The sequence below is a fragment of the Mesorhizobium sp. WSM4844 genome (assembly GCF_055811775.1).
The window spans coordinates 117,565-138,960 of the sequence record NZ_JBVVQB010000015.1; the positions used below are offsets into that span (position 1 = coordinate 117,565).

17 protein-coding genes are annotated in these 21,396 nt (G+C 62.0%); 7 read left to right on the forward strand and 10 right to left on the reverse strand.

The features are described 5' to 3' along the window. The 6 genes from AC0L2A_RS14960 to AC0L2A_RS14985 form a co-directional block, all read right to left on the reverse strand. A partial coding sequence (locus AC0L2A_RS14960) for a calcium-binding protein (RefSeq protein ID WP_473609400.1) occupies positions 1-1,278 on the reverse strand: 1,278 nt, incomplete at its 3' end. Positions 1,279-1,819: 541 nt separating this feature from the next. Then, positions 1,820-2,644 (reverse strand): 5'-3' exonuclease, encoded by an 825-nt coding sequence (locus AC0L2A_RS14965; protein ID WP_473609401.1) that lies wholly within the window; start codon positions 2,642-2,644, stop codon positions 1,820-1,822. A 65-nt stretch (positions 2,645-2,709) separates the two neighbouring features. Continuing rightward, positions 2,710-3,909: a mandelate racemase/muconate lactonizing enzyme family protein gene (locus AC0L2A_RS14970; protein ID WP_473609402.1), complete on the reverse strand. Its 1,200-nt coding sequence runs from the start codon at positions 3,907-3,909 to the stop codon at positions 2,710-2,712. A gap of 17 nt (positions 3,910-3,926) precedes the next feature. Beyond that, positions 3,927-5,282: a mandelate racemase/muconate lactonizing enzyme family protein gene (locus AC0L2A_RS14975; RefSeq protein WP_473609404.1), complete on the reverse strand. Its 1,356-nt coding sequence runs from the start codon at positions 5,280-5,282 to the stop codon at positions 3,927-3,929. Between the two features lie 64 nt (positions 5,283-5,346). After that, positions 5,347-6,513, reverse strand: coding sequence for a mandelate racemase/muconate lactonizing enzyme family protein (locus tag AC0L2A_RS14980; protein WP_473609405.1), 1,167 nt, complete (start codon positions 6,511-6,513; stop codon positions 5,347-5,349). A 59-nt stretch (positions 6,514-6,572) separates the two neighbouring features. Next, positions 6,573-7,280, reverse strand: coding sequence for a GntR family transcriptional regulator (locus AC0L2A_RS14985; protein ID WP_027151244.1), 708 nt, complete (start codon positions 7,278-7,280; stop codon positions 6,573-6,575). A gap of 212 nt (positions 7,281-7,492) precedes the next feature. On the opposite strand from AC0L2A_RS14985, the gene AC0L2A_RS14990 reads away from it, so the two are divergent. The 6 genes from AC0L2A_RS14990 to AC0L2A_RS15015 all read left to right on the forward strand — a co-directional run bounded on the left by AC0L2A_RS14990 (position 7,493) and on the right by AC0L2A_RS15015 (position 14,007). Next, complete coding sequence (locus tag AC0L2A_RS14990) at positions 7,493-8,968, forward strand: ABC transporter substrate-binding protein (protein WP_473609406.1); 1,476 nt, start codon at positions 7,493-7,495, stop codon at positions 8,966-8,968. Between the two features lie 65 nt (positions 8,969-9,033). Then, positions 9,034-9,993 carry a carbohydrate ABC transporter permease gene (locus tag AC0L2A_RS14995; RefSeq protein WP_473609408.1) on the forward strand — a complete coding sequence of 320 codons (960 nt, stop codon included), beginning with the start codon at positions 9,034-9,036 and terminating at the stop codon, positions 9,991-9,993. Further along, positions 9,990-10,880: a carbohydrate ABC transporter permease gene (locus tag AC0L2A_RS15000; RefSeq protein ID WP_023797625.1), complete on the forward strand. Its 891-nt coding sequence runs from the start codon at positions 9,990-9,992 to the stop codon at positions 10,878-10,880. Before AC0L2A_RS14995 ends, AC0L2A_RS15000 begins: the two co-directional genes overlap by 4 nt. 10 nt (positions 10,881-10,890) lie before the next feature. After that, a complete protein-coding gene (locus AC0L2A_RS15005) occupies positions 10,891-11,988 on the forward strand; it encodes an ABC transporter ATP-binding protein (RefSeq protein ID WP_473609409.1) in 1,098 nt (365 codons plus the stop codon). Positions 11,989-12,071: 83 nt separating this feature from the next. Continuing rightward, the gene (locus tag AC0L2A_RS15010; protein ID WP_473609411.1) at positions 12,072-13,235 is read left to right on the forward strand and encodes a mandelate racemase/muconate lactonizing enzyme family protein; all 1,164 of its coding nucleotides are present in this window, start codon (positions 12,072-12,074) and stop codon (positions 13,233-13,235) included. A 22-nt stretch (positions 13,236-13,257) separates the two neighbouring features. Beyond that, positions 13,258-14,007: a ribonuclease activity regulator RraA gene (locus AC0L2A_RS15015; RefSeq protein ID WP_473609412.1), complete on the forward strand. Its 750-nt coding sequence runs from the start codon at positions 13,258-13,260 to the stop codon at positions 14,005-14,007. A gap of 57 nt (positions 14,008-14,064) precedes the next feature. Here AC0L2A_RS15015 and fdhF read toward each other — a convergent pair whose 3' ends face one another. The 4 genes from fdhF to AC0L2A_RS15035 form a co-directional block, all read right to left on the reverse strand. Beyond that, a complete protein-coding gene (gene fdhF / locus AC0L2A_RS15020) occupies positions 14,065-16,854 on the reverse strand; it encodes a formate dehydrogenase subunit alpha (protein WP_473609414.1) in 2,790 nt (929 codons plus the stop codon). Position 16,855: 1 nt separating this feature from the next. Further along, on the reverse strand, positions 16,856-18,529 hold the full coding sequence (locus tag AC0L2A_RS15025) for an NADH-ubiquinone oxidoreductase-F iron-sulfur binding region domain-containing protein (protein ID WP_473609415.1): 1,674 nt from the start codon (positions 18,527-18,529) through the stop codon (positions 16,856-16,858). A 206-nt stretch (positions 18,530-18,735) separates the two neighbouring features. Then, the gene (locus tag AC0L2A_RS15030; protein ID WP_031254334.1) at positions 18,736-18,975 is read right to left on the reverse strand and encodes a sulfurtransferase TusA family protein; all 240 of its coding nucleotides are present in this window, start codon (positions 18,973-18,975) and stop codon (positions 18,736-18,738) included. Between the two features lie 129 nt (positions 18,976-19,104). Further along, positions 19,105-20,361, reverse strand: a complete 1,257-nt coding sequence (locus AC0L2A_RS15035) for a molybdopterin molybdotransferase MoeA (RefSeq protein ID WP_473609416.1) — start codon at positions 20,359-20,361, stop codon at positions 19,105-19,107. A gap of 181 nt (positions 20,362-20,542) precedes the next feature. On the opposite strand from AC0L2A_RS15035, the gene AC0L2A_RS15040 reads away from it, so the two are divergent. Next, positions 20,543-21,396 (forward strand): formate dehydrogenase accessory sulfurtransferase FdhD (locus AC0L2A_RS15040; RefSeq protein ID WP_473609418.1); only part of this gene is annotated, 854 nt, incomplete at its 3' end.

Consider the following 21,396-nt stretch of genomic DNA (forward strand, 5'->3'; position numbering starts at 1 on the left):
TTTAAATTCAACCCCCCCCCACCTATACAACCACTCCAATCGGGGGCGCCCGCGCCATTTTTTTAAATCCCCCACCCAACGGGGGGCGCGGCCCCGCGGGGGGGGGCGGGCGCCGCCATTGAGGATGTCGTCGCCAGCACCACCTCGCATGTCGTCGGAGCCGGCGCCGCCGTCGAGGACGTCGTCGCCAGTGTCACCGCGGACGCCGTCTGCGCCCTCACCACCGCTGATCTCGTCATCGCCAGCGCCGCCCTTCAGCCAATCGGTGCCCGCGCCTCCAATTATGTCGTCCGCGCCCACGCCGCCGAACAGCTGGTCGTGGCCGGCACCGCCGTCGAGCGTATCGTTGAACGCGGTGCCGCTGATGCGGTCGCCCCCGTCCAGCGCGGCGACGAGCACGGCGTGATCATGGCTTGCGTAGCTCGCGATGTTTTTGGCGTCGGTCAGGGTAATGGATTCGGCCGGCGGAGTGACTGTGATCGTAATCGTCGCCACATTGCTGTGGCCCTGGCCGTCCGTAGCGTAAACCGTAAAGCTGTCGGTGCCGATGAACCCTGCCTCCGGTGTGTAGTCGAACAGGTTTCCGCTCAGAAAATCCGCATGATAGTGCAGGGTAGTGCCATAATAACCCTGGTGAAACGGGTAGTGGTTACCGTCGAAACTCGTCTCCTGCTCCAGGGTGCCGCTGTCCGGCCCGTCCAAGACGATAAAGTTCAAGAGATCGTAGTCGGCATCTGTCGCGCTGAACTTGACGTCGTCGAGAGATTGCGCCTGCGAAATCGACAAGTCCAGGTCGGCAACAGTGGGCGCGTGATTAACGAAGGTGTCGGGCTGAAGCACGCCGCCTTTCAAGATGATCTGGTGCTGACCGTATTGGGTGTTTTCGCCGCCGAAATATTCGTTCGCCCCGATCCATGTCAGCGTGAGGTCGTCGGGGCTGTCGGCGCTGATCGAGACGATCCGGACCGACTGGAAGGCCGCCTGGTCGGACACGGTGCGGAGAAAATTGCCTTCGTTGTCGAAGACCTGCGTTTCCACTGTCGTCCAGGTTTCGGTCCTGCCCTCGTGGGTGAAGCTGGTGATGGTGAAGAAGCCGTCGAAGACATCGACCGAAGCCAGTTCGATCCCACCGAAAGGAAAATCCGGCTTTGCGCCTATCGGTCCGATTACGTCGCCGTCTGTTTCCGTAATGCTGAAAAGGACCGAGTCAGGAGTCGGATTGGGATTCTCTGGTTCGTTCCATACGATGAGTTCACTGCCATTGCTTAAGGTCGGCATCCTGTCTCTTCCTTGCCTTTGCGCTGGACGTGCTGCGGATGCCCCCAATTCCAACAGTAACATGTTACGCGAGACGGATCGGTGACAGACCCAACCGCCTTTCGCCTTCTTCGAATGTGGTTAATTCGGTGATCATGCCGAACTGTCTGATTGGATTCGGCAATGGGCCGACGCTGGTGAAATCCAGTCGGCGATGCGGCGAGCCGACGAGATGCGGTCGTGTTGGGCATCAGGCACTGCGGACCCGAAGCGATCTCTGCTCCAAAGGATCGTTCGCAGGATCACCCTCAACTCGTCTCGCCCGTTCGGCCCGATCTTCCGCTTGCGAACCGGACGGCCGATCTTGATCCGCTCGTCGGACGCGGCGACCGGTCCTGGCGGCGGCATCTCATGCGCCCGTTCTTGTAGGGCAAAGCGTTGGTTTCGCGCTGAACAACGCTTAGTTCTTCATCCGGACTCTTGCCGCGAGCACAGTGCCCCTGTGCGATCGGGGACTCGAGCTGGTCTTCCAAAAGTCGCTTCCAGACCTCGCCTCCCGAAGTCAGCTACGGCGAGCCTTGAGCGCACGGGTGAGGAGCCGGGCGTCATTTAGCTGGATCACGCACATCTCGAACGCTTTGGTCGGGCCGTGCCAGCGCAGCTCCTCGACATTATCGAACAGCCGAGCGTCGGTGCGCAGCGTCGCGAGATTTTTGAACAAAAGCGCGAGCTCTCTCCGCTTGCCGAGGGCTTCAGGCGGAAAGCTTTCAAGAGGGCCGTAGCGGCCAAGCAGCCGGGCGGCCGAGACCAGGCCGATGCCTTCGAGACCCGGATAGCCATCGGCGGCATCACCCACGAGCGCGAGGAAATCTGGAATCAGGGCCGGCTCAACTCCGAACTTCTCGCGTACGCCGGCGGCATCGCGAATTTTCTGGGTCCTGCGGTCTACCTGGACGACATGGTCGCCGCGCACACACTGCGCGAGATCCTTGTCCGGCGTCCAGATGCACACCTTCTGCACGCCCTCATCGGCAGCCGCGCTGTGTGCCGCGGATGCCAGCGCGTCGTCGGCTTCCAGCTCGATCATCGGCCAGACCGCCACTCCCATCGCCGCCAGGGCGTCCTCGAGGGGGTGGAACTGCGCGAGCAATGCCGGCTCGATGCCATCCCCGGTCTTGTAGCCGGGCCAGAGCTGATTTCTGAACGATTCGATTACATGATCGGTGGCCACCCCAATATGTGTGGCGCCGTTCTCGATCATCTCCAGCACTGTATTCAGCACGCCGACGACGGCGCCAAACGGCTTGTCCTGGCCATTGTTGAACCGGCGTTGGCCATAGAAGTGGCGAAACAGTTCGTATGTGCCGTCTACCAAATGAATGATCATCGCAATCCTTAGGGAAACAACATCCGGCCCGGTCTGCCATACCGATAGTGGCATCCAGGGATGGTTCAGTCGAAGAAGCCCGCATCCTCTTCCCTGAGATACTTTCGGGCTGCTTCGGCGTCGAGATCGAGGCCCAGCCCCGGCGCTTCCAGCAGATCCACCATGCTGTCCGTCACGATCTGCGACGGCAGGCCGATCACGAGGTCCTCCCACCAGGGATCGGAGGCGCTCGGATATTCGAAGGCGATGTAGTTGGCGGGCAAGGTGGCGCAGACGTTGATCAGCGCGCCGAGGCCAAGCAGGCCGTTCGCCGTGCCGTGCGGCGCCATCAGGATCGAGTGCATATGGGCGTGCTCGGCGACCCATTTGAGCTCGGCAATGCCGCCGATATCGGCAGGATCGGGGCCGATGACGCGCACCGCCTGCGTCTCGATCAGCTCCTTGAAATTGTGCCTGAGGTAAATCTGCTCGCCGGTATGGATTGGCGTCGAGGTCGAGGTTGTCAGCTCCCGATAGGCCTGCGGATTGACCCACGGCACATAGTCGCCAGTAAGCATGTCCTCCAGCCACATCAAATTGTACTTCTCAACCGCGCGAGCGAATTTGATCGCATCGGGCAGCATCCAGCCCGGGCCGCAGTCGAGCGCCAGGCTCACCTTGTCGCCCAGCACTTCCTTCATCGCGATCACGCAGTCGAGCATGTGATTGAAACCGCGCTCGCTGATCACGCCTTGATCCATGGCTCCGTGATAGCCGGCCTGCTTCTGCGTCACGCCGTAATGGAAACCCTCGATGGTGTCCTTCATGTTGGAGTGGAACGAGATTCCCTGCTTGATCATGAAGAAGTTCTGCGGCTGCTCCATCATCCATTTGACGTCGGCGGCGTAATCCTGTGGCCGGTCGCCCGTGCGTTTCCTGCGGATCGAGCCGTTGTAGACGCGCACCCTGTCGCGCACCTTGCCGCCGAGCAGTTTGTAGGCCGGCACGCCTGCGGCCTTGCCGGCAATGTCCCACAGCGCATGCTCGATAGCGCTGACCGCTGCGCCATAGGGCTTGAAAGAGCCGCGTTGGCGGATCTTCAGCATCACCCGTTCGACGTCGGTCGGGTCCTCGCCGATCAGCGCCTCACGAAAATGCAGGACCCAGGGCTTGAGATAGGGCTTGGTGTACTCGACCTCGCCCAGGCCATGGAAGCCCTCGTCGGTGACGATGCGTACGATGGGGTGCTTGCCGATAACGGCACAGCGGAGGTCGGTGATCTTCATCTTCGGTTCTTTTCGCCTCAGCTCCAGGTGCGATCCCAGGAATACTCGTTGTCCCAGTGATCCGTGGGCTGCCAGATGCCGGTGACACCCGGCTGCAGATGCTGCGAGATCACCTCGTCGACGACGTCGTCAATCCCCAGGCCCGGTCTGTCGGGAACGGTGATAAAGCCGTCCTTCACGAGCGGCCTGGCAACGCCGGTGACGATATCGTCCCACCAGTCGACATCGGCAGAGTGGTATTCGAGCGCCATGAAGTTTTCGGTCGCGGTCGCGACATGTGCCGCGGCCATCGCCGCGATCGGACTTTCCGCCATATGGATGGCCATGGCGACGCCGTGGTCCTGCGCCATGTCGCCGATCTTCTTGGTCTCGAGGATGCCCCCGCTGGTGAGCAGGTCCGGGTGGATAATGGAAAGGCCGCCGCTCTTGAGCAGAGGCTCGAAGCCCTCCTTGAGGTAAATGTCCTCGCCGGTGCAGATCGGCACCGTGGTGGCGTCCTGCAGTTGTCGGTAGTGCTCGGTGTACTGCCATGGGATCACATCCTCGAGCCAGGCCGGCACATATTTTTCAATCCGCCTGGCGAGGCGAATACCGTTCTGCAGCGAGATGTGGCCGACGTGGTCGATGGCGAGCGGAATATCCATGCCGATAATTTCGCGAACCTCGGCAATGTACTGCTCAAGCAAGTCGAGGCCCTTGTCGGAAAAGTGGAGGCCGGTAAATGGGTGGGGGACGTTATGCAAATCGTAGGCGGCGTTGCGGGCGCGCCGCTCTTCAAGGGTCTTGACCTGGCCGCGGCCGGGCTGGACGCGGTACCCATCAAGTGAGCCGGCAGGAGACACGACCGCACCGGGGACGTCGGCGATCTGCATCAATCCCAGATCCATCTTGAGGAAGGTGAAGCCGAGCGCCATGCGCTGCTTGAGGCGCTTGCCGGTCTCGGTGCCGCTCGGCACGGTGGCGTCGGTATCGCAATAGAGGCGCACCTTCTCGCGAAACCGGCCGCCGAGCATCTGGTAGATGGGCACGCCATAGGCCTTGCCGGCGAGATCCCACAACGCGATTTCGACCGCCGAGACGCCGCCGCCTTGCCGGCCGTGCCCGCCGAACTGCTTGACCCGGCGAAACAGGCGATCGATGTTGCAAGGGTTCTCGCCAAGCAGCCGGCTCTTCAGCATCAGCGCATAGGTGGCGCTGGCGCCGTCGCGCACCTCGCCAAGTCCGACGATGCCCTGGTTGGTGTAAATCTTGAGCAGGGTCGAGGTGAACGGCCCGCCGACGATTTCGGCAACCCGCATGTCGGTGATGCGGAGCTCGGATGGCTTGGAGTTCGCATTCACCCGATTGAGCGCCTCGTCGGCCGTCTTTGCCATGACTTGTCCTCGTTCTGGTGGATTGGGGCATGTCGCCCGCACGCCGGGCCGGCATAGGGCGTTGCTAGCCCAGCTCGATCTCGTGGGCTTGCAGGTAGTCACGGTCCATCTCAATACCGAGACCAGGCCTCGACGTCAGCTTGAGGCTGCCGTTCGAGACGTCGAGCGGTCTGTCGATGAGGTGATCGTATTTGCCCAGGTTCCACTCCGACGTTTCGAGCCTGTAGAAGTTAGGAACGGTCATCATCACCTGTGCTCCCGCAACCACGTTGATCGGTCCCGCAGCGTCATGTGGCGAGACCGGGATGTAGTAGGCTTCGCATAGGGCAGAAATCTTCTTGAGCTCGGTAATGCCGCCGGTCCAGGTGATATCAGGCATGATGTAGTCAGCGAGCTTGTTCTCGAGTACCGGCACGAAATCCCACTTCGTGTGGCCGCGCTCGCCCCACGAGATGGCAGCACTGACTTTTTCACGCACCTGCTTGAGGGCGTTCAGGCTCTCGGGCGGGCAAGGCTCCTCGAACCAGTCGATCTGGCCGGCTTCCTCAAGACTCCGACAGAGGCGAATGGCGGTGGGAACGTCGAAGCGGCCATGCGCATCGATGAGAACGTCGACGTCAGGCCCCGCCGTTTCGCGGATCAGCGCCGTGAGTTCGGCGGCTTCGCGCTCGTCCTTGCGGGTCATGCTGCCATCGAGGTAGCCGTCCCGCTGTTCACGGGACAGGCCATCGGCGCTGTGGCCCTGGTGGGGGAAAGGATCGAACTTGAGCGCAGTGTGTCCGGACTCGACGATGTCCAGAATTTCGCGGACCACCGCCTCCTTGCTGGTGAATTTGGCCTGGTTGGGATGGGTGTAGAGCGCGATTTCATCGCGTACCGGTCCGCCCAGCAGCTCGTAAATCGGCTTGCCGAGGACTTTGCCGCGGATATCCCAGAGGGCTATATCGATGGCGCTCACACATTCGACGGCGGCGCCGCGGCTGCCCATATAGGTGAAGCTGCGGAAAATCTTGTGCCAGAGATACTCGATACGCGCTGGATCCTCGCCTGTCACGGCGACGCCGATCTGCCGCAGGATCGTGCACAGAGCGCGGTTGGCGAGCTTTGTCGTGGTGGTGATCTCTCCCCAGCCACTCACCCCCTCGTCGGTCGTCACTTCGACGAACAGGAACTCTCCCCAATAAGAAGCATCGGACTTGATCAGCCACGGCCGAATGCTCGTGATTTTCATCTCAATCCCTTTATCTGAAATGCTTAGGGCTAACGGTGTTCGAGACTGGACCTTCGTTCCTATCCGGCCCGAGCGGCGTTGCGCGCACGCATCTGTTCGAGGATATGCCGGCCGGAACCCTCGACATGGCGGGAAACGAGTTCGGCCGCCTTGTCGGCTTCTCCCGCTTTCACGTGCGCGATGAGTTCGCGGTGCTCGCGAATGATCGCGGCACGACGCGCCAGCGTGAAATTGAAACGCCGGCTCACGGCTCGCAGCACTTCGCGATGCTTCCACCAAAGTTCAGCGGCATGGCGGTTATAGTGCCGCTGGTACATCACGGTGTGGAAGGCGGTATCCAGTTCACTGTGCCTGAAGGTGTCGGCAAAGTTGTTCTCTTCAATCAGGCCTTGGAGACGTTCGAGTTCGGCGATGTCCTCGCCGGTTGCCATGTTCACAAACCATCGCGTCAGGGCCGGCTCGATCAGAACACCGATTTCATAGATATCCCGGACAAAATCCTGATCTATGGGTCGCACGCGCGCCCCGCGGTTGGGGAGAAAGGTGACAAAACCCTCCCCGCGCAAGAGCTGCAGGGCCTCGCGTACGGGGTTTGTCGAGGTGCCGTGACGCCGGGCGAGATCGGTGACCACAAGCCGTTCGTTGGCGGCGAGCCGTCCCTCGATGATGTCTTCCCTGATCAGTTCATAAAGCGAGGCGCCCTCGCTGGAGGCCATGGGGTCAGTCTCCACCGGTGGCATGGCTTTAAAATCATCTATTTCGGCCAAGACCGGCTCCCCTGATCAACACATACCCTGCCCGATATCACACACGGTTTTCACAAACAATGTACGATCCAGCGCGTTGACAGGCAATCCACGATCTGAAAACGTACAAAATGATCGAAGGGATACATAGAATAGAAAGGCGTCCCGCGGTCGAACGAGCTAGACCGCCTTGCCTCGGCGCAGGGCGGCATGGAGAACCAGGGAGGATACCTATGACGAGGATTACGCTCGGCAGTGCGGTCCTGCGCGGCACTGTCGCCACTGCTTTGATGGCATCGCTGATGTCGACATCGGCGCTGGGAGCGCCCGTCGACCTCAGCAAGTGGTCGCCGGAATATGTGCGCTCCATTGCGGGCACAGAGGATTTTGACACCGCGGCCGATTGCGCCAAGGTCACCCCGCTCGACTACAAGGGGCGACTGACTTTCTGGTATCAGGGCGTGTTCGAGGGCGACCCCGACCTTTTGCGCCAGTACTACAAGGATTTCTTCGAGACGTTCCGCAAGACCTATCCGAACATCCAGCTCGAGGAACAAGCCCTCACCTACAACGATCTTCTGGACAAGTTCCGCACGGCGCTCCTCGGCAATGCCGCGCCGATGGCGGTCCGCCTGCAAATCCTGGGTGGTACCGAGTTCGCCTCAAAAGGCTATCTGGAGCCGCTCAAACCCGAGGATGTCGGGTATTCCACCGAGGACTTCTGGCCCGGCGCCATGAAGGCCGTGACCTGGGAGGGAGTGACCTACGGCATTCCAACCAACAACGAGACGATGGCGTTCATCTGGAACGCCGACATCTTCAAGCGTGCGGGCCTCGATCCAGACAAGGCTCCGGCAACTTGGGACGACGTCGTCAAGTATTCCAAGCAGATCCACGACAAGCTCGGCATTGCCGGTTACGGCCTCGTGGCTCGCAAGAATGCCGGCAATACGCCGTACCGCTTCATGCCGCAGTTGTGGGCTCATGGCGGCGGCGTCTTCGACGAAGCCACCGCGAACCCGACCTATGAGGAGGTCCAGCTCGATAGCCCGCAGAGCAAGGCCGCCCTGCAAGCCTCGTACGACATGTATGTTCGCGACAAGTCGGTTCCGGTTTCGGCGCTCACCAACCAGCAGGCCGACAACCAGCCCCTGTTCCTCGCCGGCCAGCTCGGCATGATGATCTCGCATCCGTCCGACTACGACGTCATGCTCGACCTGCAGAAGAAGGCGACGGGCGCCGACAAGGACAAGGCGCAGACCGTCATCGACAACATGCGCTACGGCCTGATTCCCACTGGCCCCGACGGCAAGCGCGCAGTCGTGTTCGGCGGCTCGAACATTCACATCCTGAAGCCTGAATATGTCGAGGGCGGCAAGGTCGACGAGCCGGCCGCAAAGGCTATCATCTGCATGTGGACGAGCCCTGAATGGTCGCTGAAGATGGCCTATGCCGGCTCGAACCCGGGCAACCTTAACGGCTTCAAGACCAAATGGATGAAGGAACGTCTGGACAACATCAAGTTCCTCGACGTGACGACCTCGATGCTGCCATATGGCATCCCGTTCCCGGCGCTGCCGCAGGCTCCCGAGATCATGAACATCATCGTCCCGGACATGCTGCAGAATGCCCTGACCGGAGCGATGACCGTCGACGAGGCAGCCGACGACGCGGCCAGGAAGGTAAGAGACCTGATGGGCGGACTCTAGTCCAGGCCTGACCGGCTGCACCGATAGTGCAGCCGGTTCGTTCAGAAGAAATAAGGGCGCGCCAAGTGACGATCGTGACCGGCAAGGCCGAGGCTCGCCGAAGATTGCAATCCGGCAGGTCCGGCGTGCTACGCCAGATATGGGAGCATCGCGCTGACTACGCGTATGTGCTCCCTGCGATCGCCGTGATGCTCGTCGTCATCGCCTATCCGATCTACTACACGATCGAGCTGTCGTTCTTCAAGACGCCGCCTGGCCTGCAGCTTCGCGACAAGAGCTTCATCGGCTTCGACAACTACATAACCATCCTCACCAGCGAGGTGTTCTGGAGGGTTACCTGGAACACTCTGATCTGGACGCTGGGTTCTACCTTGATTGCCTTTGTCCTGGGGTTTGCCACCGCGCTGGCACTCCACCGCGAGTTTGTCGGCCGCGGTGTGCTGCGCGCGATCCTGATCATTCCCTGGGTCATCAGCGCGGTCGCCGCCTCCTATATCTGGAAGTGGATCTATCATTCGGACTTCGGGATCATCGGTGCGGTGCTGGTCGGCCTCGGATTGGCCGACCGACCGCCGAATTTCATCGACAGCGTCAACACGGTGCTGCCTTCCCTGATCGTCGTCAATATCTGGCGCGAGTTTCCGTTTGCCATGATCATGATGATGGCCGGCCTGCAGACCGTGCCCGAGCAGTTGCTGCGCGCCGCGCAGGTCGACGGCGCCAGCGCCTGGCAACGCTTCTGGCACGTCACCTTCCCGCACTTGCGCAACGTCTCGACGGTGACGATCCTGCTGCTCGCGGTGGCCAACTTCAATTCCTTCATCATCCCCTGGATCATGACCGGCGGCGGGCCGTCCAACGCTTCGCATATCTGGATCACCCACATTTATGAGCTCGCCTTCGGCCGGCAGCGCTGGGGCGTGGCATCTGCCTATTCGGTGCTCCTGTTCCTCACCCTGATGACGCTCGGCTACTTCTACGTCCGTGCGCTAAGCGGTAACGAGCGGCAGGAGGGGAGCGCATGAGCACCACTGCCGAGACCGCCCCGCGAGCCCTGAGCCGTCGCCGGATGCGCGTCGACGGATGGCGGTGGACCGGGCGCATCTTCCTCGCGTTCATGCTGCTTTACACCGCGGTGCCGATGATCTGGATGCTGATCACCTCGATCAAGTCGGGGTTCGCGGCGTTGCAGTTCCCGCCGCAATGGTGGCCGGACGAACCTACCCTCGCCAGCTACGAGAAGCTGCTCGATCCCCAGAACAGCGTCGGCCAGGACTTCCTCCGCTTCTTCTGGAACAGCCTTTTCGTGTCGACCGTCACGACAATCCTCTCGGTGATCGTCGCCGTACCTGCGGCCTACGCGTTTTCGCGCTTCAGCTTCCCCGGCCGGAACTTCCTGTTCTTTGCCGTGCTGCTGCGCAACATGTTCCCGGCGGTGATCTTTCTCGTGCCGCTGTTCATCCTGATGCGCCTGCTCGGGTTGATGAACACGCATGGCTCGCTGATTCTCACCTATCTCACCTTCGGCCTGCCGCTGGCGATCTGGTTGCTCAAGGGCTTTTACGACAACATTCCGGTGCAGCTCGAGCAGGCGGCGCGCATCGATGGAGCAACGCGGTTCCAGGCCTTCATCTTGATTGTGATGCCGCTCTCGACGCCGGGGATCATCGCCACCGCGATCTATTCGTTCATCGGCGCGTGGAACGAGTACATCTACGCCTACACCTTCCTCACCAAGAACGACCAGTTGACGCTGCCGGTCGGCATCCAGCGCTTCTTCTCGGAAAATACGACGGACTTTCCTGGCCTGATGGCGGCCAGTTTCATGATGAGCGTGCCCGTCGTCGTGCTGTTCCTCGTCCTGCAACGATACTTCGTACGCGCCCTTACAGAAGGCGCGGTCAAGCACTAGGGAGTTGCCGATGGCCCACGTGGTCCTCAAAGATCTCGTCAAGTCCTATGGCAGCTTCAAGGCTGTCAACGACGTGTCGCTGACGGTCAATGACGGCGAATTCGTTGCGCTCGTCGGCCCTTCAGGCTGCGGCAAGACAACCACGCTCAATCTCGTCGCGGGGCTGATCCCGATGACATCGGGCGACATCGTCATCGGCGACCGGGTTGTCAACGACCTCGACCCCAAGGACCGGGACATCGCCATGGTGTTCCAGAACTACGCGCTCTATCCGCAGAAATCGGTTTACAAGAACCTGGCGTTCCCGCTGCAGATGCGCAAACTGCCCAGGGACGAGATCGACAAGAAGGTCAAGGAAGCGGCGCGAGTGCTCGACATGACGCATCTGCTCGAGCGCAAGCCGCGCGAACTTTCGGGCGGGCAGCAGCAGCGGGTGGCCCTGGGCCGTGCGCTTGTCCGCGACCCCGCCGTGTTCCTGATGGACGAGCCGCTCTCCAACCTCGACGCCAAGCTGCGCGTGCAGATGCGGTCCGAGATCAAGCGCTTCCACCAGGACCTCAAGGCGACGATCATCTATGTGACGCACGACCAGCTCGAAGCCGTGACCATGGCCGACAAGATGGCGGTGATGAACGGCGGCTACCTGCAGCAATATGATTCACCGGCGCAGGTCTTTGCCCATCCCGTCAACATGTTCGTCGCCAGCTTCATAGGCAGCCCGGCGATGAGCCTTATCCCGCTGCAGGCATCGACGGCAAACGGCGCCGCTGTGTTGAGCAGCGCGGAGGGCTGGAGTTTTGAGCTCTCGCCGCGCAACGCCCGGAAGGTCGCAAGGGCAACGACTAGGAAAGTCGTGCTCGGCGCACGTCACTCGACGATCAAGCTGCGCAACAGCGCGGTTCCCGGTGCCATTCCGGCCAAGGCCTACACGGTGGAGCCGACCGGAGACGTCACCTTCGTGCAGGCGTTCCTGTCCGGCGCCATCGTCAACGTCAGCGTGCCGCCGAACATTGCTGTCGTGCCCGATGTACGGATCTGGCTCGAGTTCGACCAGGAGCGGATGCATCTGTTCGACGGCGAAACCGAAATGGCCCTCAAGGCCGACTGAGACAGGGCGCCAACTGAAACAGGGCGCCAACTGAAACAGGGCGCCAACTGAAACAGGGGGATGCGTTTGGAACGTGGGCGTGGATGACTGAGAAGCTTAAGATCACCGCGATCAAGCCCTATCCGGTGTGGGTAGGAACGCGCAACCAGATGCTCGTCAAGGTCGAGACCGATCAGGGCATCTTCGGCTGGGGCGAGAGCGGCTTGAGTGGTCGGGAGAAGGCGGTGGCCGGTGCGGTCGAGCACTATCGCGAGTTTCTCATCGGCCGCGACCCGATGCAGATCGGCCGGATCTGGCAGGAGCTTTATCGCAGCCAGTACTTCGAAGGCGGACGTGTTCTGCAGGCGGCGATTTCCGCCATCGACATCGCCCTTCACGACATCAAGGGCAAGGCGCTGGGAGTGCCGGTCTACGAGCTGCTCGGCGGCAAGCAGCGCCACCGCATCCCCACCTTCGCCTCGACCGGAGACGAGGCCGAAGGTGACGCTGCCATCGAACGCGCCCGCGAGTTACGCGCACAGGGGTGGCAGGCGATCCGCTTCTTCCCCGCCGGGCAAAACAGCAGGGACATCTTCGAGCCGCGCGAGTCGATCGGCGCTACCGCCAGCATCCTTAACAGGGCGCGCGAGGCGCTGGGCGACGACGTCGTCCTCGGCATCGACTATCATCATCGGCTGTCGGTGGCCGAGGCGGCGAGCTTCTGCAACAAGCTCGGCCGCGGCGTGCTTGATTTCCTCGAGGAGCCGATACGGGACGAGACACCGGAGGCCTACCAATCGCTGCGTACGATGACCGACATCCCCTTTGCCATCGGCGAGGAGTTTTCCAGCAAGTGGCAGTTCCTGCCCTACATCGAGCGCGGCATTCATCAGTTCAACCGGCTCGATGTTTGCAATGTCGGCGGGCTTACCGAGGCAATGAAAGTCGCTGGCTGGAGCGAGGCGCACTATGTCGACCTGATGCCGCATAATCCCCTTGGTCCGGTGTGCACGGCCGCGACCGTGCATCTCGCCGCCGCGGTACCCAATTTCGCGTGGCTCGAGACCAGGGAACCCGAAACTAAGCTGGGCTTCGACAATTCCGACTTCTTCCCCGTGCAACCACGGCTTGACGGGACCGACTATCCGGTCGGCGATCTGCCGGGGCTCGGCGTCGAGGTCAACGAGGAGGCGATCCAGGCGGCGAGCTTTCGTTTTTGGGAAGCGCCTCACCTTAAGCGCCGCGACGGTTCTGTTACGAACTGGTAGTTGCCATTCAACGGAGTCCACCATGACACATGCTCCCGACATCACGCGGCCGCCAAAAGACCTGATCGACGCGCTCAGCGAGATCGGCGCCGCGACGGTTGCCGGCACGCTTGGCCACATGGGTTTTCGCAATCCGCATATGGTCGGACCGGTGGCGCAGAACCACGGCAAGTCGATCGTCGGGCCGGCGCTGACGCTGCAGTTCATGCCACAGCGGCCGGACCTGTTCACCGAGGGCGAATATGCCGATCCTGAGACGCAGCTGCATCGGCACGTGCTTTATCACGCGCAGGCGGGCGATGTGGTCGTGGTCGACGCGCGCGGCGACATGAGCTCGGGCGTCTTCGGCGATATGATGTCGACGTATTTCAAAGGCAGGGGCGGCGCCGGCATCGTCATCGATGGATGCATGCGTGACCGGCCCAATGTTGAAAAGCTCGATCTGCCTCTATGGCTGCGCGGCTGGACGCCGAACTATCATGTGCAGACCAGCATTTATCCCAATGCCGTCAACGTTCCGATTGCCTGCGGCGGTGTCACGGTGATCCCCGGCGACATCATCGTCGCCGACGACGACGGGGTGGTGGTGCTTCCCGTCGCAATGGCCGCAAAGGTGATCGAAGAATCACAGAAGCATCACGATTGGGAGGAATTCTCGCGAGTGAAGCTGATGGAGGGCGGGCCGTTGCAACTCTACTATCCGCTGCATGATGATGCCCGCGGGGAGTACGAGGAGTGGCGCAAGACAAACCGCTCGGAGAACCCCGGTTAGCGCATGGATTACCCCGTGCGGCTGCGGGCAACCGTTCGCAGATGGCGCGGTACTGGTTTATTCGGCAGCTTCGGCCCTCGCCGCCGGCGCAATTCGCGCGGCGCAGTATTTGAACTCCGGGATCTTGCCGTAGGGGTCCAGCATCGGGTTGGTGAGCGCGTTGGCCGGACTTTCGTTGAAGCAGAACGGCATGAACACCATGCCGTCGGCGACCTCCCGGTCGGCGCGCAGGATGGCGTCTACCGTCCCGCGCCGGGTCTCGACCGCAATCATCTCTCCTTGGCGCAGGCCGTGCCGCTTGATCTCATAAGGGTTCATCGCAGCGATGCCTTGTGGCTCGATCGCGTCCAGCACGCCCGCCCGGCGGGTCATGGAGCCGGTGTGCCAATGCTCAAGCAGGCGGCCGGTGGTGAGCACCAGTGGAAACTCTTCATCGGGCACTTCGTCAGGCGGCAGCAAATCGGCCGGCACGATGCGGCCGCGTCCGTCCGCAGTCGGGAATCCGGACGAGAAGATGATCTCATTGCCGGGCTTGTCGGGACCGTCGGCCGGATAAATAACCGATCCCTCGCGTTCGATGCGGTCCCAGGAGATATGTTTCAAGGACGGCATCACATCAGCCATTTCCGCATAAACATCCGAGACATGGCCGTAATTCCAGTCCAGACCGATGCGCCTCGCCAGTTCGACTATCAGTTCCCAATCCTGGCGGGCTTCGCCCGGCATGTCGAGCGCCGGCCGGCCGATCTGCACCTGCCGGTTGGTGTTGGTGTAGGTGCCGAGCTTTTCGGCATGGGCCGAGGCTGGCAGCACCACATCGGCGTGCCAGGCGGTTTCGGTCAGGAAGATGTCCTGCACCACCAGATGGTCGAGCATGGCCAGTGCTTGCCGGGCATGGGTTTGGTCGGGATCGGACATGGCCGGGTTCTCGCCCAATATGTACATGCCCTTGATTTCGCCGTCATGGATGGCGTCGATGATTTCGACGACCGTCAGGCCCCGTTTCGGGTCGAGCGTCTGGCCCCAGAAATTCTCGTACTGGCCGCGGATGTCGACATTCTCGACTGATCTGTAGTCCGGAAAATACATCGGGATGAGCCCGGCATCGGATGCGCCCTGCACGTTGTTCTGGCCGCGCAGTGGGTGCAGGCCCGTTCCCGGCCGGCCGACATGTCCGGTGATCAGTGCCAGAGCGATAAGGCAGCGCGCATTGTCGGTTCCGTGTGTGTGCTGGGAAATGCCCATGCCCCAAAAGATGATCGACCGCTCGGCGGTCGCATAGGTGCGGGCGACGTCGCGCAGCACGCTGGCCTCGACGCCGCAGACCTCGGCCATCGCCTCGGGCGAAAAATCCTTCACCTTGGCCTTCAGGGCCTCGAATCCGGAAGCGTTGGCCTGGATATACTGCTCGTCGTAGAGCTTTTCCTCGATGATGACGTGGATCAGCGCGTTCAGCAGGGCCACGTCGCTGCCAGCCTTGAATCGCAGCGAATGCGATGCATGGCGCATCAGGTCCTGGCCGCGCGGGTCCATGACGATCAGCTTGGCGCCGCGCTTGGCCGCCTGCTTGAAATAGGTCGCGGCGACCGGATGGTTGGTGGTCGGCCGTGCGCCGATGACGATGATGCATTCGGCCTTCAGCGCGTCGTTGAAGGGCGCCGAAACCGCACCCGAACCGACGCCTTCCATCAGCGCCGCCACCGAAGATGCGTGGCAAAGCCGCGTGCAATGGTCGACATTGTTGGTGCCAAAACCCTGGCGCACCAGTTTTTGGAACAGATAGGCCTCTTCGTTTGAGCCTTTCGCCGAGCCGAAACCGGCCAGCGCCTGCCCGCCATGATCCCTGAGGATCGTCTTCAGCCCGCCGGCGGCGCGCGCGAGCGCCTCTTCCCAGCTAGCCTCGCGAAAAACGGTCAGCGGATCGACGCCGCGCATATCGGCATCGCCCGACTTCGGCGCATCGTCGCGGCGGATCAGCGGCTTGGTCAGCCGTTCAGGCGACATCGCATAATCGAAGCCGAAACGACCTTTGACGCAGAGCCGGTTCTCGTTGGCATAGCCATTGCGGCCATCGACCTGGACTATTCTGTTGTCCTTGACCGCAACGCTGGTCTGGCAACCGACGCCGCAGAACGGGCACAGCGTGTCGACGACCTTGTCGAATTCCTGGATGACCCGGGTCTTGCCTGCATCATCCATCAGCGACTTTTCGTAGAGCGCGCCGGTCGGGCAGGCCTGCACGCATTCACCGCAGGTGACACAGGTCGACAGGCCCATCGGATCGTGCATGTCGAAGACGGGAAGCGAGTGATTGCCGCGCTCGGCCATGCCAAGCACATCGTTGACCTGGACCTCGCGGCAGGCCCGGACACAGGCGCCGCAAGTGATGCAGGCGTCGAGATTGACGGCAATGGCGGGATTGGTGATGTCGAATTCTGGCCGGACATCATCGGTGGCGAATTTCGAGCTGTAGCGAGCGCCGGAAATGCCCATCGAACCAGCCCACTGCCAGAACATCGACTGCTGATCCGGACCGTCGGCCGCCGGCCGCATGTTGCTGGCGAGAAGCTCGAACACCATCTGGCGCGATTTCGTAGCCCGTTCGGTATCCGTCTTCACCACCATTCCGGCGGAAGGCTTGCGGATGCAGGAGGCGGCAAGCACCCGTTCGCCCTCGACATCGACCATGCAGGCGCGGCAATTGCCGTCTGGCCGATAGCCGGGCATGTCGACATGGCACAGATGCGGAATCCTGGTGCCTTCGCGCTTTGCAACGTCCCAGATCGTCTCGTCGTCAGCGGCCGTGACCGTCTTGCCGTCGAGGGTGAATATGACGCCATCTGCCATTTCAAAGATCATCCCTAAAATGCGTCAAAAGGTGATTGACCGGATTGGGCGCCGCCTGGCCGAGACCGCAAATGGAGGAATCGCGCATCACTGTTTCAAGGTCGCGCATCGCCGTCTCATCCGGCACGCCCTTCTCTTTCAAGAGCATTACCAGCTTTTCGGTTCCCTCCCGGCACGGCGTGCATTTCCCGCAACTCTCGTGTTTGAAGAAATTCATGAGATTGAGGGTCACATCCCTGATGTTGTCGGCTTGCGAAAGCACGACCACCGCATGTGAGCCGACAAAGGCGCCCTGCTTGGCGAGTTCGCCGCCGAAATCGAGTTCAATGTCGCCCATCGACGCCGGAAGGATGCCGCCCGAGGCTCCACCTGGCAGATAGGCCTTGAATTCATGCCCGTCTGCCATGCCGCCACAATAATCCTCGATCAGTTCGCGCACGGTGACGCCAGCCGGGGCCAGCTTGACACCCGGCTCCTTCACATGCCCGGAAACCGACCAGGAGCGAATTCCCTGATGGCCGGGCTTGCCCTGCGCGGCGAACCATTCGGGTCCCTTCTCGACGATGTCGCGAATCCACCACAGCGTCTCGACATTGTGGTTGAGTGTCGGGCGTCCGAAAAGTCCGACTTCGGCAATATAGGGAGGCCGGTGGCGGGGCATGCCGCGCTTGCCCTCGATGCTTTCCAGCATCGCGCTTTCCTCGCCGCAAATATAGGCGCCGGCGCCGCGCCGAAGATCGATGAAACCGGGCTTGACGATGCCGGCTGCCTCGAGCGCCGCGATCTCGGCGCGCAAAATGGCGAGCACGGCAGGGTATTCGTCGCGCATGTAGAAATAGATGCGCTCAGCCTCGACCGCGTGGGCGGCGATAATCGCGCCTTCGAAGGTGCGGTGCGGATCCTTTTCAAGATAGATGCGGTCCTTGAAAGTGCCAGGTTCGCCTTCGTCGCCATTGATCGACATCAGCCGCGGCCCTGGATAGCCGCGCACGAAGTTCCATTTCTTGCCGGCCGGAAAGCCGGCGCCGCCGAGACCGCGCAGACCGGCGTGCTCCATGGTGTCGATGATAGCGTCAATGCCGGTCTCGCCCGCCTTCACCTTCCGGAGAAGCTGATAGCCGCCAGCGGCCCGATAGGCATCGAGGCCAACATAATCGGGCACGACAACTTTCGTATCGCCCGAGCGAGCCAGATCGATGAGGATATGGCTGCTGGCTTGGTCGACCTCACGGTCGCCAATGCGCGCCGCGGGCGCTGCGGCGCAGCGGCCCATGCAGGGCGCACGCATGACGCGGACTGTGTTTGGGTCGGCCTTGGCGGCCAGTTCGCCAATCAGGTGTTCGGCGCCCGCCAGCATGCAGCTTATCGATTCGCACACCCGGATTGTCAGCGGCGCGGGTCTCGCCTCGCCTTCCCTGACGATATCGAAATGGTCGTAGAAGGTCGCGACCTCGTAAACCTCGACCTGGGACAGGCGCATGTCTTCGGCAAGCGCGCGCAGATGCGCGGCCGACAGACAACCGTAGTGGTCCTGGATCAGATGCAGGAATTCGATCAACAGATCCCGGCGGCGTTCGCGCTGGCCAAGAAGTTCCCGGACCTCGGCCAGGGCAACATCATCCAGCGCCCGCCCTTTGGGTCCGCGATCGGGAGATCGCCGTTGCTGCATTGTCATCCTCTCTCCTCCCGGACCCTTCGTCTGAGGAAGGCGGCTCCCGCCACCAATGTGGTTGTGAGCTCCCTCAGCCCGGCGCACCTTGGATCAAGGACTTGGCACACAAATCGACTTGGCAGACAAGTTGAACCAAATGCCGGTTGACAATTTTAGCATGGCCGGGGCGCCGCGACAGAACTGATCTGCGCCCTGATTTGTCGCACGGCCTATACCGGGGCAGCTTGCGCCTTCTCGATCAAGAAAACGATGTGGTCTCCCTGCCGTTGCATCGCCTCCAGGCGGTCGCCCATTTCGTTGATCAGATTGGGAATGTCTATGGCTGCCAGCGGATCGGTGCAACGGACCTCAAGGCGCTCGCCTGGGCTTATGCCGCTGAGCGCCTTGCGGGTTTTCAGCGCCGGCAAGGGACATTTCAATCCCGTCAGATCGAGCTGTCGCGTCGTCATGGTGGCGCACCATGGCGGACCGCTCAGCGGTCGTCAACGGTCACCGCCTCAGGGGTACCGCAAGTGAGAGCGGCCAGGCGTCGCACCGCATTTTTGCCAAACTGCGTGCCGCCGGCTCGACGGCGTTCGTCAATACAGGTCCGAATAGGCAAGGAACTGAACGGTCTGGCCCGGCTCGACCTCGGCTATTTCCTCGCCGAGTTCGATAAGGCCGTCCGTTTGAACCAAAGAAGACAGCATGCCAGCGCCCTCGCGCGGGAATTTGACGGCTTCATATGTGCCGTCCTGCGTCCCACGCAGGCTTACCCGCACATATTCGCGTCGCCCCGGCTTTTTGCGATAGGAGAAGGCGGCCCGCACAGGCCGCGAATTTGGTGGCTGCTGCCGTGCGCCGGCCAGTGCAAGGATCGCGGCGCGCGCAATATGGGCGAATGTGACGAAGCTCGCCACCGGATTGCCGGGCAGCCCAATGAAGGCTGTTCCCCGGATCACCCCCATGGCGACTGGGCGGCCGGGTTTTATGGCCACCCGCCAGAAGACCAGGGTGCCCACACTCTCGACGGCGGCCTTGACGCAGTCGGCCTCCCCGGTCGAGACCCCGCCGGACGCCAGGATCAGGTCCTGTCCTGGCGCAGCCTTGCTCAGCACATCCGCGATCAGCCTGCTGTCGTCGATCAGAATGCCCAAATCGGTGGTCTCGCAGCCCAATCTTGCCAGCATGGCCATCAGCATGAAGCGGTTCGAATCGAAAAGCTGGGCCGGTCCCCGGACCTTTCCCGGCGCGACGATCTCGTTGCCGGTCGAGAAGATCGCGACGCGAACTTTGCGCCGCACATCGATCTGCGTCATGCCGAGCGCCGCGGCGAGCGCAACATCCTGCGGGCGCATGCGCTGGCCGGCCTGCAGGACCACCTTGCCTGCTGCGACGTCCTCGCCCGCCGGCCGCACGTTGGCTCCTCTTTTCAGGCCGGGCGGAAGAATGACCCTGCCGGTATCGTCGACACGGACATCTTCCTGCATGTAGACCGTGTCTGCCCCCTCCGGCAGCGGAGCGCCGGTGAAGATGCGTATGGCTTGTCCGGGCGCGGCGTGCCGATCCGGCGCCATCCCAGCCTGGATCCTGCCGCTCACCGGCAAGGCTTTTTCAACGGTTCCCGGCAGGTCGTCGCCGCGCAGTGCATAGCCGTCGACGGCTGAGTTGGTGAAAGGCGGCAGGGGCAGCGGCGCCACCAGATCACTCGCCAGGACGCGCCCATCGGCAATCGCCAGCTGGACGGTTTCGGTCTCGTCGACAACGGTCAGCCGTGAAGCAATCAGTGCGGCTGTATCATCGAGCGATCGCATCGGGCCGCCGAAAGCGAAGCAGTCATCTGAAAGTTGCGCCATCGAGCCTTCAGCCTCTATGGATCTGGCCGAGCCGGCAGCTCGGCGCCATCCGGCAAACCCAGTCTGCGCCTGTGCGCGCTTTTGTGGACCGGCATCGGTTTGAACAGGCTATATAGTGCAGGTCAAGCCGGAGGTAACGCGTCCACTCCGGCAAGCGGGATTGCAATTTCAAGAGAGCGCCATGCAACAGATGAAAACCCGACCAGACCCCGCCATCATCATGCCGAGCCCGGATGACATCCGATTGACCGAACAGGTCAGCGGCATCGATCATACGGGCGCCGCTATTCAAATCCGCGTCCCCGTTGAACGCCCGCTGACGCTCTATCTAAATGCCCAGGAGATCGTCACGATGATGACGATCGGCGACTATCCCGAATATCTGGCGCTGGGTTACCTGCTCAATCAGAACATGCTCAAGTCCGACGACGTCGTAACCGAGGTCGACTATGACGACGACGTGCAGGTCGTGGTCGTTCGTACCGAGCGCAACACCAATTACGAGCAGAAGCTCAGGAAACGGACGCAGACTTCAGGCTGCGCGCAGGGGACCGCTTTCGGCGATCTTCTCGAGGCGCTCGATATCACTCTGCCGCCAGCCGCGCTGCACACCTCCTGGCTTTACCAAATGACCCGCACGATCAACACGACGCCGTCGCTCTATCTCCAGGCGGGCGCGATTCATGGCTGCGTGCTTTGCAAGGAAGGCACGCCGATCTGCTACATGGAGGACGTCGGGCGCCACAATGCCGTCGACAAGATCGCCGGCTGGATGTATCGCCAGGGCATCGATCCGGCCGACAAGATCCTTTACACGACGGGCAGGCTGACGTCGGAAATGACGATCAAGACGGTTCGAATGGGCATTCCGATCCTCGTCTCGCGCTCGGGTTTCACCGCCTGGGGAGTAGATCTGGCGCGGGGGGGGGGGGGGGGGGGGGGGGGGGGGGGGGGGGGCGGGCGGGGGGGCGGGGGGGGGGGGGGGGGGGGGGGGGGGGGGGGGGGGGGGGGGGGGGGGGGGGGGGGGGGGGGGGG